16 protein-coding genes are annotated in these 15,393 nt (G+C 62.9%); 10 read left to right on the plus strand and 6 right to left on the minus strand.

What is annotated here, in order from left to right:
* Window positions 1-14: 14 nt before the first annotated feature.
* The 5 genes from J7E83_RS18975 (at window position 15) to J7E83_RS18995 (ending at window position 3,651) form a co-directional block, all read left to right on the plus strand.
* A complete protein-coding gene (locus J7E83_RS18975; protein ID WP_214965303.1) occupies window positions 15-194 on the plus strand; it encodes a hypothetical protein in 180 nt (59 codons plus the stop codon).
* Between the two features lie 12 nt (window positions 195-206).
* Window positions 207-584, plus strand: coding sequence for a GNAT family N-acetyltransferase (locus J7E83_RS21640; protein WP_214965304.1), 378 nt, complete (start codon window positions 207-209; stop codon window positions 582-584).
* A 34-nt stretch (window positions 585-618) separates the two neighbouring features.
* Window positions 619-1,395 (plus strand): trehalose-phosphatase, encoded by a 777-nt coding sequence (gene otsB / locus J7E83_RS18985; RefSeq protein ID WP_214965306.1) that lies wholly within the window; start codon window positions 619-621, stop codon window positions 1,393-1,395.
* A 108-nt stretch (window positions 1,396-1,503) separates the two neighbouring features.
* Entirely contained in the window at window positions 1,504-2,193 is a 690-nt protein-coding gene (locus J7E83_RS18990; RefSeq protein ID WP_214965407.1) for a GntR family transcriptional regulator, read from the plus strand.
* 183 nt (window positions 2,194-2,376) lie between these two features.
* The gene (locus tag J7E83_RS18995; protein WP_214965308.1) at window positions 2,377-3,651 is read left to right on the plus strand and encodes an MFS transporter; all 1,275 of its coding nucleotides are present in this window, start codon (window positions 2,377-2,379) and stop codon (window positions 3,649-3,651) included.
* A gap of 2 nt (window positions 3,652-3,653) precedes the next feature.
* Here the strand turns inward: J7E83_RS18995 and J7E83_RS19000 are convergent, their stop codons facing one another.
* A complete protein-coding gene (locus J7E83_RS19000) occupies window positions 3,654-4,256 on the minus strand; it encodes a TetR family transcriptional regulator (protein WP_214965310.1) in 603 nt (200 codons plus the stop codon).
* A gap of 83 nt (window positions 4,257-4,339) precedes the next feature.
* On the opposite strand from J7E83_RS19000, the gene J7E83_RS19005 reads away from it, so the two are divergent.
* Complete coding sequence (locus J7E83_RS19005; protein WP_214965311.1) at window positions 4,340-5,119, plus strand: SDR family NAD(P)-dependent oxidoreductase; 780 nt, start codon at window positions 4,340-4,342, stop codon at window positions 5,117-5,119.
* A 14-nt stretch (window positions 5,120-5,133) separates the two neighbouring features.
* Here the strand turns inward: J7E83_RS19005 and J7E83_RS19010 are convergent, their stop codons facing one another.
* Complete coding sequence (locus tag J7E83_RS19010; RefSeq protein ID WP_214965318.1) at window positions 5,134-5,883, minus strand: ABC transporter permease; 750 nt, start codon at window positions 5,881-5,883, stop codon at window positions 5,134-5,136.
* A gap of 64 nt (window positions 5,884-5,947) precedes the next feature.
* Window positions 5,948-6,796: a type II CAAX prenyl endopeptidase Rce1 family protein gene (locus tag J7E83_RS19015; protein ID WP_251044136.1), complete on the minus strand. Its 849-nt coding sequence runs from the start codon at window positions 6,794-6,796 to the stop codon at window positions 5,948-5,950.
* A gap of 253 nt (window positions 6,797-7,049) precedes the next feature.
* On the opposite strand from J7E83_RS19015, the gene J7E83_RS19020 reads away from it, so the two are divergent.
* The 4 genes from J7E83_RS19020 to J7E83_RS19035 all read left to right on the plus strand — a co-directional run bounded on the left by J7E83_RS19020 (window position 7,050) and on the right by J7E83_RS19035 (window position 9,931).
* On the plus strand, window positions 7,050-7,748 hold the full coding sequence (locus tag J7E83_RS19020; RefSeq protein WP_214965320.1) for an RNA polymerase sigma factor: 699 nt from the start codon (window positions 7,050-7,052) through the stop codon (window positions 7,746-7,748).
* Complete coding sequence (locus J7E83_RS19025) at window positions 7,735-8,010, plus strand: hypothetical protein (RefSeq protein WP_214965321.1); 276 nt, start codon at window positions 7,735-7,737, stop codon at window positions 8,008-8,010. Before J7E83_RS19020 ends, J7E83_RS19025 begins: the two co-directional genes overlap by 14 nt.
* Before the next feature lie 128 nt (window positions 8,011-8,138).
* Entirely contained in the window at window positions 8,139-9,560 is a 1,422-nt protein-coding gene (locus J7E83_RS19030; protein ID WP_214965323.1) for a sigma-70 family RNA polymerase sigma factor, read from the plus strand.
* Between the two features lie 137 nt (window positions 9,561-9,697).
* Complete coding sequence (locus J7E83_RS19035; RefSeq protein ID WP_214965325.1) at window positions 9,698-9,931, plus strand: hypothetical protein; 234 nt, start codon at window positions 9,698-9,700, stop codon at window positions 9,929-9,931.
* A gap of 19 nt (window positions 9,932-9,950) precedes the next feature.
* Here J7E83_RS19035 and J7E83_RS19040 read toward each other — a convergent pair whose 3' ends face one another.
* From J7E83_RS19040 to J7E83_RS19050, 3 genes are all read right to left on the minus strand, one after another.
* Complete coding sequence (locus J7E83_RS19040) at window positions 9,951-10,187, minus strand: hypothetical protein (RefSeq protein ID WP_214965327.1); 237 nt, start codon at window positions 10,185-10,187, stop codon at window positions 9,951-9,953.
* A gap of 146 nt (window positions 10,188-10,333) precedes the next feature.
* The gene (locus J7E83_RS19045; protein WP_251044138.1) at window positions 10,334-14,626 is read right to left on the minus strand and encodes a hypothetical protein; all 4,293 of its coding nucleotides are present in this window, start codon (window positions 14,624-14,626) and stop codon (window positions 10,334-10,336) included.
* A 543-nt stretch (window positions 14,627-15,169) separates the two neighbouring features.
* Entirely contained in the window at window positions 15,170-15,388 is a 219-nt protein-coding gene (locus J7E83_RS19050) for a hypothetical protein (protein ID WP_214965329.1), read from the minus strand.
* Window positions 15,389-15,393 lie beyond the last annotated feature (5 nt).

Raw genomic sequence — 15,393 nt, forward strand, 5'->3', positions numbered from 1 at the left:
TGTACATTGTGCCCATGGTCGAACTCCGGGCACTCACCGACGAGGATGTAAAAGCGCACAACGCTGGTGAGGACGACGAGACAGTTCGCTGGCTCTCGGGGAGGAAGGGCACCGACGATTCCAGCCGCCGACACTTTGCGATGCTGGCAGAGAATGCGAGCCGCGGAGCAGGTAAGCGGGGATTCGGAATATGACTCGACGACCAGTTGGCTGGGTACATCGATTTCGATCCCGACGCGAACGACATGCCTGCCGCTGGCGATGTGAATATCTCCTATGCCGTCCATCCATGGGCCCGCCGTCAGGCTGTTGCGACTACGGCCGTCCTTCAGATCTGCAACTACCTTGCGGAGGAGGATATCGGCGACAGAGCAATCATCCGCGCTGCCCGCGAGAACACTGCATCACTTGGCGTAGCGGAACGGTGCGGCTTCCGATACATCGCAGAGAACCCCTCAACGACTGATCATCGTCCCGACGGTTTGCCCGTCATTTACAGGACGTACGCTCTCAATCTTCGTGACAGGTCAAACGCCCGGCAAGCGCCCGGCCTTCGGGGCGGACAACCGAGCGCTTGTCGTTAGATAGCCGATAGGGCCCTCGGGCTAGGGTGGCTGTATGGATTCAGCGACGGCAGAATTACAAGCTCTCACTTCTAGTGCGAACGCGGGACTGGTGATGGATTTTGACGGTGTTCTCTCTCGTATCACTGACAATCCAGATGCTAGCGAGTTGCTGCCCGGCACCGCAGACATTCTCGCAAGTTTGGCAACCAAGCTATCAGTCATTGCCCTCCTGTCAGGGCGTTCGGCCAGCTTCCTCGCAGAGCGGGCAACCATTCCAGGGGTAGAGCTCTATGGTTCCTACGGTCTCGAACAGCTCACCGATAACGGCATTGAGGTAGTTCCGGAAGCCCAACGGTGGACAGCCACCGTTCGACAAGCCACTAGGAGATTGCACCAGGAATTCGACAGTGTTGACGGCATATACGTTGAAGACAAGTCCCTCGCCGTCGCCGTCCATTGGCGGCGCGCGCCAGATCGTGACGGCGCTGCAAGGCTGATCGCCCCGCTAATCCGGGAAACGGTGGACACCTACGGTTTGCGGCGTGAGCCCGGGAAATACGTAGACGAACTTCGCATGCCCCTGGACCAGGACAAAGGCACCGCTCTTCGAAGGATTATCACTACTAAGAACGTTCAAACTGTTGCGTATGCAGGTGACGACCGCGGCGACCTACCCGCCTTCGAGGCTGCAACCGCAGCTGGCGGATACGCGCTTGTCATCGAGGGACCGGACACAGCTCCGGAAGTTAGCAGAGTATCCGGTGCGCATTTCGCTGGTCCGGAAGAATTCCAGCTCTGGTTGCATCGACTCGACGATGCAATGCAATAGCAGGGCCCACGAGAACCCACCTGATGAACAATCCAACAAAGGGATTGTCGGACGTTCGTGTAAATTCGGGATATGGCTAGACTGAACGCGAACGCCGAGGCCGACGCCATGCGCGGACCTACGGCCCGGGAAGCTTCCAGGCTGCGGGTGGCCGTGCCATCCGTACCGGCCCGGGTGGCCGCGGAACTGCGCCTGCAAATTGCGGACGGCGCGCTGCCGCCGGCAACGCAGCTCAAGGAAGAGGCCCTCTCCGAAGAGCTGGGCGTCTCCCGCAACACCGTCCGCGAAGCCTTCGCCGAGCTTGTGAGTGAACGGCTGCTTGTCCGGCAGCCCAACCGTGGCGTGTTCGTTGCCAGCCTCGGCGCCAAGGACATCCATGATGTCTACACCGTCAGGCGCGCCATCGAGGTGAGCGCCGTCCGCGGCGGCGGAAGCCCCGAGAGTATCGCCCGTGTTCGTGCCGCCGTCGAAGAGGGGAAAAGCGCCGCCGCCGCCGGAGACACTGAGCGACTAGGCACCGCGAATCAGCATTTCCATGGCGCCCTGGTGGCACTGGCCGGAAGTGAACGGCTGAACACCATCATGTCGCAGGTGCTGGCCGAGATGCGGTTGTTCTTTCACAAGGCCTCGGTTGACGGCGGCTTCTACCAAGTCTGGCTGCCTGACAACGAGCAGATCTGCAAAGCCCTCGAAGCCGGGGACGCGGAACTCGCTGCCGAGCGCCTGACCGACTACCTTGCCCGGTCCGAAGAGCACACGGCCAAAGTGCACGCCCTTGGGCCCGAAGCCGCTGAGTAGCTCAACCCCATAGCGCGCATAAGCGGACGACGGCGGGACCTCCCGCCGTCGTCCGGTTGCGTTAAGCCCCTATCGGGTAACCTGACCGGCGGATTCGCACCCACGATCCCTCTGGCGCAGCCCGCTGAAGGAGACGAGAATGGGCTCGTGGTCCCCCTTCGCCGTGGCAGGGACGGCGAAGCGATGAACCCCGCCGCCCGAAAGATTCAGCGGATTTATCTGACGTTGACGCTGGGCAATACCCTTGCTGCCTCATTCATCTGGGGGATCAACACTCTCTTCCTGCTGGATGCCGGGCTCAGCAACCTCGAGGCCTTCGCCGCGAACGCCTTCTTCACGGCCGGCATGGTGCTGTTCGAGGTGCCCACCGGAGTGGTCGCCGACGGTTGGGGGCGCCGGGTTTCATTCCTCCTTGGCACCGTGACACTGTCCGTATCCACCTACCTGTACTACCTGCTCTGGCAGTTTTCCGCTCCGTTCTGGGGCTGGGCCGTGGTGTCGGTATTGCTCGGTCTGGGTTTCACCTTCTTCTCGGGTGCAGTCGAGGCCTGGCTTGTCGACGCTTTGCAATTCTCCGGCTATGAAGGCGGGATGGAGAAGGTGTTCGGGCGGGGCCAGATGGTGTGGGGGTTCGGGGTGCTCGCCGGATCGTTGGCAGGCGGAGTCATCGCGCAGGCCACCAACCTCGGCGTACCGTTTTTGCTGCGTGCGGGCGTCCTGTTGGTCATGTTCTTGGTCGCGTGGTGGCTCATGCACGATGTCGGTTTCACCCCTGAACGTTCGACGCATCCTCTTCGGGCTACACGTGCCGTACTCTCCGCCTCGATCGAGAATGGTTTGAAGAACCCGCCGGTACGATACGTGATGCTGGCCGCGCCCTTCAGCGCCAGCGTCGAGCTCTACGTGTTCTACGCCTTGCAGCCGTACCTGCTTGAGCTCTTCGGCGACCCGCGGGCGTTTTCCATCGCGGGGCTGGCGGCGGCGATCGTGGCCGGGGCGCACCTTGTTGGCGGCTGGCTGGCGCCACAGGTGCGGGGCCTCGTCCGCAAACGCACCACCGTGTTGATTTTGAGTAGGATCGTGAGCGCCCTGATTCTGGTCGTGATCGGGTTCACCCACGTCTTCTGGGTGGCCCTGGTGCTGTTGGCGCTCTGGGCTCTCGTCTCCTCTGCGCACCTCCCGGTGCGGCAGGCCTACCTGAACGACATGATCGAATCGAAGCAGAGGGCCACAGTACTGAGCTTCGATTCACTCATGGGATCCAGCGGGGGCGTGGTGGTGCAGCCGCTGCTGGGCCGTTCGGCCGATGTTTACGGCTACCCTGCCTCGCTGGCAATCAGCGGCGTGATCGACCTGATCGCGGTGCCCTTCCTGCTGGCCAGCCGCCGCCAGCGCCACCCGGCCGATCAGGCCAACGCGTCGCCCAGTACCACGAGCGCCGAAACGCCGCTGCCGTAGCCTCAAGACTCCGGGACGCGCAGGACCCCGACGGCGGCAACCAAGTAAGGTACCGGGTCCGGGTCCGTCCCCGCGGCCCACTGCATCCAGGCCTCGAACGTTGCGCCGATGTATGCTGCGCACAAGTAGCGGGCGGTATCTTCGCGGACTCCACGCTCCAAAAGATGGGATCTGGCCCAATCGCGTTGCGATGCCAGGGCTTCGTAGCTCCTGCTCATCAGTTCGGGATGTTCGGCAATCAGGCGCAGGCGGCCGCGCGTCACGTCGAGGTCCGGCAGCACAGCGGCGCCCACGATAGCCACCTCGCGCAGCCCTGCCAGGATATCGGCGGAGCTGTGATGAGCGTGAGTTGAATCCAGCACCAACGACGAAGCATCGATGACCGGTTCGGTTCCGCCCCAGACCAGGTCCGCCTTGCTGGAGAAGTACCGGTACAGGCTCTTGCGTCCGATCCCTGCCTCGCGTGCGATGTCCTCCATGGAGGTCTGTTCGTATCCTCGCTCAGCGAAGAGGCGCAGGGCGACACCGGCTACAGCATCCGGATCAATCGTGGCCGGGCGGCCAGTTGAACGCACTCCGGTGACGTTCTGGTCTTCCATCAACATCCCTCCAGTATTCATGCTTCCATAATGACACAGAGTGTCATAAGCTGGATAGCACTATCGACAGCAACGTCTGGAAGGACATCATGGGCAACGAAACTGGGTGGCAAGAAGTCACAAGTGCTGACCGCTTTGCTGGAAAGACCGCCATCGTCACGGGCGCGGCCTCGGGCATCGGCCAGGCCACCGCACTACGCATCGCCAAGGAGGGCGGCAGGGTCATCGCGGCCGACATCAGCAAGGAACGCCTCGATGATTTCGTTGCCCAGAACGGCAGCCTGGATCTGGTGGCCGTGGCGGGCGACATCTCCACGGAGGAGACGGTCGCCGCCGTCGTGGCTGCTGCCGGCGGACGTGTGGACGCGCTCGCGAATGTCGCGGGCATTATGGATAACTTCGCCCCCATCCACGAGGTGGATGATGAGCGGTGGGAGCGGGTCTTCCGGATCAACGTCACGGCCCTCATGCGCCTCACCCGCGCCGTGGTGCCGCTCATGCTCGAAGCAGGCAGCGGGTCAGTGGTAAACGTCGCGTCCGAGGCCGGCCTGCGCGGTTCCGCCGCCGGGGCCGCCTACACAGCGTCCAAGCACGCCGTCATCGGCCTGACCAAGAACTCGGCCGTGATCTACGGGCCTAAGGGACTGCGCTTCAACGCCGTTGCTCCTGGCCCCACCATGACCGGCATTGTTGCGAACTGGGGATCCCAGATGGCGGCCGAACGCCTCGGTCCACTGATGCAGGCCAACGTCCCCACACCCGCTACCGCCGCGCAGCTCGCCGCCTCCATCACGTTCCTGCTTAGCGACGACGGCACCAATGTCAACGGCGCTATCCTCGCGTCCGACGGCGGCTGGTCGGCACTGTAGGGGAGGGACCTGCATCAGTGCAGCGGGGCCGGGCGGACGCGGACGGGTGCGAGAACGGCAATGATCATGACAGCGGTAATGGAGCCGGCCGCCATGATGGAGGCCAGGACAAGGATCTGGAAGCGCCCTGCCTCCAACGGTGAAATCCCTCCAAAAATTGCTCCGACGAAGGCCCCGGGCAACGTGACCAATCCTGTTGTCTTGGTCTGATCCGTCGACGGGATAAGAGCTGAATACACGGCACCCCGCGCCAAATCCCGGGTAGATTGCCTCGGCGAGGCGCCGAGGGCGAGCCACCCCTCGATCTCGTCCCAGCGATCGATAACCGATTCTGTAAAGCGTCGACCCGCCAGCGTCGCGATCGTCATCGCGTTTCCGATGATGATGCCGCCCATCGCCAGGGCGTAGCGCGGGGTGAAAGGGATCGCGCCGGTGACAAAAATGATCGCCAAAGTGACTGCGATGCTTGCCGCCATGGAACTGCTGACGAGTGCGAAGCTTTTCCAGCTCCACACCACGCGGCGGGTGGCAGTTACAGCGGCAACGGTGAACATGATCAACAGTGCGAGGGCGACGAATGCGGGGCTTGTGATGACGCCGCTGAGGATCACGCTGATAAGGGCGAGCTGGGCGGCCCCGCGCAGGATTGCCAGTCCAGGAGCCCGGATATGCTGAGCCCTAAAACCCCACAGGACTGAAACAGTCACAGCCACGAGGAGACCGACGCTTACCAAGGTCGGAACGAAGGCAGCCAACTCAGTCATCATGTCAGCCTATCGGCGGACCCACTCAGCAACACGGAAATTTCGAAGACCTGGCGTATCCGTGTCAGTAGAGGAAGATGTCTATCCACTCGCGGTTATGGGCATGGACAAGAACCAGGAACAGGACCAGATCGAAGAGCAGGTGGACGCACACGATGTAGGCGAGGGATTTGGTCACGGTGAAGAGCCGCGCCTGGAGCAGTGCAAAGGGAAAGATGAAGAAGGGTGCCCAGGCATGGAATCCCAGTTCCCATAGGAATGACGTGAAAAGCACGGCCTGCAGCACGTTGGCCTGCCAGTCTGGAAGGTGCCTGCGCAGTAGGGTGAACGCGGTGCAGATGAAGAAGAGTTCGTCCCAGATTCCCAGGGCATTCGTCCCCAGGAAGAGGCGGCCGATGCCGTCGGGATGGCTGACTGCGGGCCAGTTGGCGTAGACGCCGGTCCGGATCATATAGACAGGCAGCACCGCATACCCAAGCACCAGGACTGCGGGCAGGTACCACTTTTCACCAAGGGTCCACCGCTGGCCGGTCCTGATGGGGTACCTGATGGCATGTTCTTTGGTAATGAATCGTGAGACTCCGTAGGGGACCCCGACAGCCACAATCATGGCCGTTCCCATGACCAGCATGTGCTCTGTGCTGATATCTGTGGTGATGGGGACGGCGCTCATGGCTGTCAGGCCAACCGCGATCAGGGCCAGGTCCGTAAAGAGTCGGCGGCTGATGGTTCCCGCGAGGGCCAGGGCAGCCCCCAGCAGGATGAAGCCGCTCAGGCGGTCCTCAAGCACGAAAAGGATGAAGCCCGATGCTGACAGCAACGCGGCCGGGATCAGGCACAGCGACGTGCTGCCGGATGGCTTCCCTGTTCCGCGTGCCCGGGCCACGGACTCCGCTTTGAATTGCTGGCTCATGCTGGGCCCCCGGCGATCGCACTCGGGTTGGCGTTTCTGGATGATTGCGAACCAGTTTACTTGCTGCGGCGGCATCGGGAAATGAATGTATACCGGGGGCACCGGAGAAGAACCCTGCCTGTTCGTGCCCGCGACCGCCTCAGGTTTTTCCAACCCTTGTTTTTTTCACGTCATGAAACACGCGTTCGCTGGGTATACGGGGCAGGAGTGCTTCTTAGCTCGCAGTTGTGGATCAGGGACAGGATGACTGGCAGTGGAAACAGTGGGTGGAGTGGTACCGGGGGAGGGAAGCCGCTTTTTTGGCTCCGGGGATGAGACGGGTGTTCCCGAACAGCGCGTTCATGGTTCCCTGTCGGCGGACCGGCTGCGCGAGTGGGGTCCGGATACGGACCTGATTCGCGGGGTCAGGGTTGGCGACGCGGCGGCGATGGCAGTGCTCTACGAGCGGCATCGGGATCAGGCGCTGAAGTTCGCGCGGGCCTTGATGTCCAGCTCCGAGGACGCCGAGGACGTCCTTCACGAGGCGTTTGCCAAGGCAGTCAGCGCTATACGTAACGGCTATGGCCCCACGGATATGTTCGGACCGTACCTGAGCACATGTGTGCGATCGGCAGCGAACTCGGTGTGGACAAAGCAGGCCCGGGAGAGGCCTGCCGTGTCCGAAGAATTGGATCCGGGCCCAGTGGAAGACGTAAGCCTGGAACGCGTGCTGTCTGTGTTTGAGCACGACGATATTGCGGCAGCCATGCGGACTTTGCCGGAGCGGTGGCGGACGGTCCTATGGCGTGCAGAAGTGATGGGAGAACCTCCGCGGGTCATTGCCCCGCTGCTGGGCATTGAACCAAATGCGGTATCGGCGTTACTGATCCGCGCTCGGGCCGGGCTCCGTGCCGCCTATGATCTCCGCACGGCCTCAACGGATGGCGCTGGCGAAAAGGGTGAGTTCAATTAGCGCACGGCGCTGCGGGCCGGGCACTGCGGGCAGCCTCGGCCAAGGAGGGGATGGTGGCATTGACGTGCCGTTGCTGCAGGAGCAGTTGCAGGAGTTGGCCGCCCGGTATGTGGCGTACAGGGAGGCGTTGTCGGGGCCGTTCGATCCCATCAGGACTTTGGGACTTACAGGGGACATCCTCGCCTCAGTACGCCATATTCTCGCAGCTACTGGGCACGATGCCGAGGATTGCCCGGTCAATAACGGAAAGGCGCTGCAGTGATCGACAACACCCCATCGTCTGCATATCGGAGCAGTTCTGCTCTTGCGGTTGCATACCTGGCCTGTCCGCGTCACGATTCAGTGGATTCCGGGTTAACATGAGCCAGCTGTTTTGCCTGCTGGGAATGGGTGTTTGGGGCGTCGGATGAGGGGTTCAGGATCAATACAACGGAGATTTCGGATGAGGATCTCATCCGTTCCTACCGCACGGGGGACAGCCTTGCCTTGGAAACCCTCTACAGCAGGCACCACCAGGCCGGTCTGAAATATGCCCGCCGCCTCATGGCGAACAAGGCTGACGCAGAAGATGTGGCACAGGAGGCGTTCCTTAAAGTAGCTGCAGCAATGATGCGAGGCAACGGACCGGAGATAGCATTTAGGCCTTACCTGTTGCGGGCGGTGCGCACCGCAGCGGCCGACCGGTGGGGAAAGCAGGCCAAGGAGACACCGACCGACGATACCGGCGATACACCGGTCGAAGATGCTTCCCTGGCCTCGCTGCTGGAGCGTGAAGACCCCGGGCTCGTGATGAAAGCGTTCCAGTCATTGCCCGTTCGGTGGATGACCGCCTTGTGGCATGCGGAGGTGGAAAGGGAGCCCCCACGAAGGATCGCCCCTATCTTGGGCATTGAACCAGCTGCCGTCTCTGCCCTGCTTTTGAGGGCCAGGAAGGGGCTCAGGGAGGCTTATCTCACCGCCTACGCAGAGGCTCCTCCCCGCACCGAGTGCGAACCGACTTTTCCGTATCTGGCAGCCACAGTCCTCGGCACGAGCTCTGCCCGGGACCGCCGGAAAGTAAAGGAACACGCCCGCGGCTGTGACGACTGCGCCAAGGTCCTGGCTGAACTTACCGACGTCGGAGCGACAATGCGGGCGATACTCGCTCCACTGATCCTGGTTCCGTCCGGCGTTGTCCTTCCTGGTCTCCGGGTTCTCCCCAAAACTGGCATGTCAACAACACAGGCAGCGGTATTGACCGCGGCGGCGGTCCTCATCGCTGCTGTACCAGTAGCCGCAGCAGGCGGCTTGGCCCTGATCGGCCAATCCACACCTGTTCCGCCCCTCACAGCCCAATCGACGGACTGGAGCGTTCCTTCACAACAGCCGGCCCAACTTCCGGCTGAAACCGCTACAGCGGCCCCTGCACAGGGGGAAACCGCTGTGGCGCAGGCAGCGGCGGCCACCAAGGCAACGGCCGCACCCGATCAGAGCCCTCCTTTAGCGCCCGGCACCTCGCAGCAATGGGTCGCCGGAAGTGCTCCTGGCGGGCCAATACAGGCAGGGGATTCGCCCGCGCTGGCCGCGCAGCAGAGTAGGGCCGGGGCTGCTCTGACTCCCGGAGCAACGCTGGCTCCCGCCTTACCGTCCGCTCCTGTTCACGACCCCCCTCTGGGGACTCAACCGAGTACGCCGACGGCAACTCCAACGGCCGTCCCGACGTACAGCCCGACAGCGCAAGCCACGGCAACAGCAACGCCCACGTCCATCCAGACCCAACCGCCGGCAGGACCAAGGTGCACTGTGTTCGTGCTCATTTGTCTGACCGGTTAGGCATCAGCTGTCCAGGCCGGCGCGGGCTGTCTTCACCTCCCCCGCAGTCGGGAAACACCCAGTCAGTTCACAGGTTGGGAGATGCCCCTGTAGTATTTTGATTTAGTCAGCATGCGTATCAATTTGAGGTGCTTGGAATGCCCGAAGGATCAAGCGGGCGGCTCGCCGTTTCGGTGGGTCAACAGGAATACGAACGTCTTACCGCTTCATGGGCGGCCTACCGGGAGGCGGTCGAACCGCTGGCCGGTCCCATTGACCCTGTCCTCGCGATGCAACGTTCCGGTGTTGTTCTCCGGTCGGTAGAAAAGTTCCTTGGCACGGTGACGATTGACCGGGAGACCGAGGCAGAAGACGGCACCGCGGGGGAGTAGGGACCAGCGGCAAGCCTGCTCAGGGGACTGAGTGGTCGCCAATCTGTTCGGAGGTGATCACATCCCCGACGGCGTGCAAGAGTGCACCGGTGCGGTTGAGGGCCTCGACAAGATCGATGGGCCCATTGTCCGGGTCGGTCGCGGAGCAGTACTCGGACCAGTGGCGCTTGAGCCGCCCAATCTGCAGGGCTCCGACGGCGACAGTCGGCACCATCGTGTCGTGGATATTCACCGTCTGGTCCTTTATTTTCGTCATGCCTGGCTAACCAGTTGGAGAAGCTTTCGTGACGCTCATTTCGCTTGTTGTACGGCAAAAGTCAGGCCCGGTCTGACCGCACGTGGCGGTCAGGCCGGGCCTGGATCTCTTCGGGAGCTGGTTCCGGTTTTAGTGGGTTTGTTGTGTTACATGGAGGCCCTGCGTCGGCGGAACGCGAGGATTGTTCCTCCGCCTAGCAGTGCGAAGAGTGCCAGCAGGGCGAGGCCTGAGACGTTCGCTCCGGTGTATGCCAGTCCCGCAGGAGTAGTGACGGGGTTGGATGTGCACAGGGGATTGCCCGTAACGCACGTACGAGCGCCACCCGCACCCTCGGAACCGACCGGGTCAAGGAAGTTCCCCAGCGCATGGTTGCCCTGGTCCGCGTATTCCTTGACCTTTGCTGTGTAGGTCACTTTCACGGTTTGGCCAGCACTCACGCTGCCGCTCACAGTGAACCTGCCATCTGTAATGTCAGTTACCCTCAGGGCCGGATCCGAAGATACTGGCGCTGACGTTATTGTGGCGTCATCGAGGACATCGGTGAGGTCATCGATGAAAGCGACCGCGGAGGCACCCTGTCCCGTGCTCTTGAAGGTCAGGGTGTACGCCAGTGTCTGACCGGCGGACACTGTGGTGCCCGATGCCGGATCAACGCTCTTGCTGACACTGAGCTCCGAGACCAACTGGCCGGTGTTGCAGCCCACAGCGGTGTCGCAGGTCCCACCCGGGCTGGTCGGGGTGATGACGTTATCGATCTTTCCGTCGCCGGTGCCCAGTGGGGCGACGGTGACGGAGTAGGTGATCGTGACATCGGCCCCGACTGGCAGGTCACCGGTCCAGGCCAGCGTCTTGGCCATGGCATCGAACGTGGCGGTTCCCGCGGACGCTGTCGCGTCGTTGTTGAACGCTGCGTCGTCCAGGACCTTGGACAGGTCATCGGTTGCCGTGACCGCGGTCAGGGCGCCGGGACCGGTCTGCTTGACGTGGACCGTGTAGGTGATCTTCTGGCCCGGTGCGACCGTGGAACCTGAGGTCGGGTCCGAGGTCTTGCTGACCGTGTAGGCACCCACCGGGTGGGTCGTTGTGCAGTCCGGGGTTTGCCCGTTGACGGGAACGCAACCATCCGAGGTCACTACGTTGGTCAGGGTCTGGTCCCCGGCCGGAAGTGCTTTGACCGTCACGGAGTAAGTGATGGTCGCCTTTCCTCCGACGGGTACCGTGCCGTTCCAGGAGAGCCCGCTGCCGGCCACACTGACGCTGCCGGTTGAGGCGACGGCGTCGTTGTTGTAGTCGGCGTCATCGAGCACCTTGGTCAGGTCATCTGTGAAGGACGCGGCAGCCGGAACGGACCCGGTCTGCGTGACCGCCACCGTGTAGGTGACCTTCTGCCCGGGAACAACCGTGGAACCGGATGCTGGGTCGGAGGTCTTCACGGTGGTGTAGTTCGCGACCTCGATCCCCGCCTGGTCGGCGTTGATCGTCGCTGCGATCTGGGAATCGGCAGGAGTGTCCGCGGTTGCGGAGGCGGTGTTCACGAACGTTGAGGCCACACCGGCACCGAGGGTAATGGTGAACTCGTGGGTCTCTGTGGCGCCAGGTGCCAGGGAGGCGATGGTGAAGCCGCCCTCAGCCGCGTACTTGTCGTCCGCGACCACAACGTTGGTCAGGGTGCCCTGGCCGGTGTTCTCCATGGTGATCCGGTAGTTGACCTGGTCCCCGGTGCGGAAAGCGGGGTAGTCCTCGACGGTGTTCGCGTCATGCCAGGTACCGGCAGCATCCTGGACGTACTTCTTCAGCGACGCCGAGTAGTAGTTCGCGATGCTGATCGGTGCGGAGGTGCGCATCACCAGTTCGGTGTGTTCCGCCCTGGCCTGCGCCCGGTTGACCAGGATGTCACCGCCCTTGGCCCCGGTGGTCTGGATGCTGACCTTGAAGGCCTGTGTGGCACCAGGTGCCAGTGCCGGGCCGATCACACGGACAGCCGTCGGGTTCGCCGGCTGAACAGTGGTCCAGCCCGCGGTGTTACCTGTCACGTTTCCGGCTGAACCGTTGGCGGCGTTGGCCGGGTCATCGTTGAGCGTTCCCGGATCGGCGGTGGTGTAGTACACCGTGGACCCGGCCACAGCGGTGACTCCGGTCAGGGCGTAGGAACCGCTGTAGGAGGTGCCGCGGCCGTCACCGGTGTACGGCAGGATGTCGATCGTGTCGGTGAACGCCTGCGGCGTCGGATCAGCCGAACGCAGCGTCACAGTCCATGAACCCGCACCGGAACCGTCACCGTTCACATTCGGGATGAACGCCTCATCAGCGGTTTTACCGATGGTGGTGAAGCCGTTTGTCGCGGCGGTGACCTGTGCGGATGCTGACCTGCTGATGCCGGCGTAGGTAGCGGTGGCGGAGTTGGTGAGCGTCTGCCCGGGGGTGACGGTGCTGTCGGCGACTGCCTGGTAGGTCAGTGCGTGATTGGCGTTCGTGCCGACTCCGTTCAGTGTCCAGGTCAGGACCTGCTGTCCGGATCCGTTCGTGGTCACGGCAGGTGCCGGACTGGCCGACGCGGCAACGTAGGTCATGCCTGTCGGGAGGGTGTCGACGATCTGGTAGCCGTCGACTGTTGCCGGGATTGCACCGGAGCCGTTCGCCGCGTAGGTGAGCGTGTAGGTGGCCGGAATGCCGGGGGTGACGACGCTTCGGTCAACGGACTTGACGATCGCGGGCGTCGCCGTGACGACGCGCAGCACATCGCGGAAGCCCGTGGTGCAGGGGTATCGCGATCCCGGGGTGGGTGTGATGCAGCCGGTGGCGTTCCACCAGTTGTTCAGCGGCGCATCCATGACGCCGGAGAAGAAGGACCACACGTCTGTGCCTGCCGGAGTACCCGGCCTGATCACTTGAGACACAACCGGGGTGAGGTTCGGGTAGTTCGAGAACTTCTCGAACTGTCCCTGGGTACCGGTGATGCGCATCGCCTTGACGGTGGTGAGGTCGGCGGGCCCGGTTGTCGTCCAGCCACTACTCGAACCACAATCGAAGCCGTTCGGGTCATACCCGGCGCTGGCGGGATCGAGGTGCGCGTCGTTGCCGACGTAGTACTCGGTGGTTGTCCCGATGCCTGCGGCGGCGGGCTGACCCCAGCTCCACCCGGCGAAGGTCACGTATTTCGTGTCCAGGGCCGTGCACATGCCCACGATCCTGTCATCGGGCCGGTCGGTGTGAAGCTGCAGTGCCGTGTCCATGTACTGCCCAACGGTTGAACCCGCGGCAACACGGTAGGTGTCGTCCCAGGTCGTGCCGCCGCTGCCGGTGTAGCCGCGGCCCCAGCCCGACGAGTAGATCCCGGGCGTGGTCCAGGCCTTGGATTCGGTGTTGTTGGACGGGTCATCCTGCACTGTCTGGCCGGTCGTCGACGTGTACGTCGGGGCGTTGGACGTCAGGAGAGCTGACCCCTGGGATGCAGTGTTCACCCGCACCCAGATCGATCCTGAAGTCAGTGCCATCTGGTCAACGGGCAGCCGGTTGCCGGCCGAGTCCAGCGTCGGCGGGTTAGCCGGCGCGTAGTCGATCCCGGAGATCGTCAGCTGAAAGGTGGTCGGACCCGTCTGCGTGATGGTGCAGGTGGTTGCGGGAGACGTCATCTGGTTGGCCGGGTGTGTGCCTCCGGACCACGGATGGCCATCAGCTGCCCCCGGGCCCTGGAAGGGCGTGCAGCCCTTCGGGTCGACCGAGATCGCGCCGCCCTGCGGGGAGGCGATGTTCAGGTTATAGGTAACCGTCTGCGGGCCCGCTTCGCTGCGCAGGGCCCTGCTCAACGTCCACTCGTAGTCGATCAGGAAACCGCCGTCGCCCTGCGAGTACATCGGGGTGCCGGTACCCCAGCGCATGTCCATCGCAAAGGGATTCACAATGTTCAGTGGAGGCAGGGCGGCGCTCTTGCCGTTGATAGTCCCTGTTGCGCTCACCTGTGCTCCGGTCGGGCCGTCGACGACGACGGGTACCTGGAGCGCGACCGCCGTACCTTCGTTGTGGGTGCCCAGATTACAGGTAAGGGTCTTCTTGTCTGCTGACAGTGTTGACGCCGGCGTCACGCCGGTGGTCAAACAGGCGTCTGGAAGCCGTTCGAACACCCCATTGGTGAGCGTGATATCCAGGGTAACGTTATCGACCGGGGCGTTGGCGGGCGCGGTCGCGTCGTCGTTGACGTTGATCCGCCACTCGCCTGTGACCACGTCTCCGGAGGCCACCTGCGCCGGTGTGTTGTCGGCCCATCGTGCAGTGATCTCATTCACCGGTGCGGCAAAGGCCGGCACCGTGTTGGCCATGAACAACAGCCCCAGCAGAAGTGCCAGGACTACGGACCCGGCTAGCGTTCGGTTTGTCCCGAGTTGACCCAGCAGCGTACCGCCCGGCGGCGAGGCCCAGAGGCGGCTGCGCCTCTGATGCATTCCTATCATTCTGTTCCCCTATTTTTTCATCGGACAGGGAATGCAAGACCCTGGCCGGAAAGAGACCAGCCAGCGGATCAGAACGTCTGCAAGTCGACGATCTGAGCAAACCCGGAACCGCATGTTGAGACGCAAAGGCTCCCCTTGCGCCGTGCTCACATGGGGATAACCTGCGGGGAATCATTTCGTGACGGAAGGTCTATTAACGGTGTAGAAGCGGAATCGTGACGTCAGGCGCACGCAAGTTCCGCACCCGTGCTTGTGCTGCGCCGCAGGATCGTCGCAGGTCGAGCCGACGCGGGAAGGATTGGAAGTGAATGGTTGGACGGGCGGGTCTGTCGGGTGTCTCACGTCCGCGGCCCCGCCCGTCCCCGCCCGGGGCTGGGATAGTATCCGGTCGGTCGTGCGGGGCGTCTACCGGCGGGTCGGGGGACCTTTGGTGGACAGGCATGGAATCCCGCACAGGTGTATAACCTTCACTCCGCCGAATCATGACGCAACTCATGGCGACGGCGAAGTTTCCTTAAAACCGCCTGCCCCGGATCAGGCTCTGCGTGTGAGTCCGTACTCTTCTGGCGGTGCCTGCATGGGGATGGTGCGCCAGGTGCCCTCAGCCAGCTGTGCAGTCAGGTGGTTCCCGACGATCTCTACTTCCCCATGAGGGATAGCAAACGGGTCCAGTCCGTTGGCGTAGATCCAATTCAGTGACTGGCTGTGGAGGGCGTTGCCATGGGGGTAGTCACGAAGGTCAATGGAGGGCATGGGGA

The organism is Arthrobacter sp. ISL-48 (genome assembly GCF_018613805.1).
Lineage (GTDB): Bacteria > Actinomycetota > Actinomycetes > Actinomycetales > Micrococcaceae > Arthrobacter.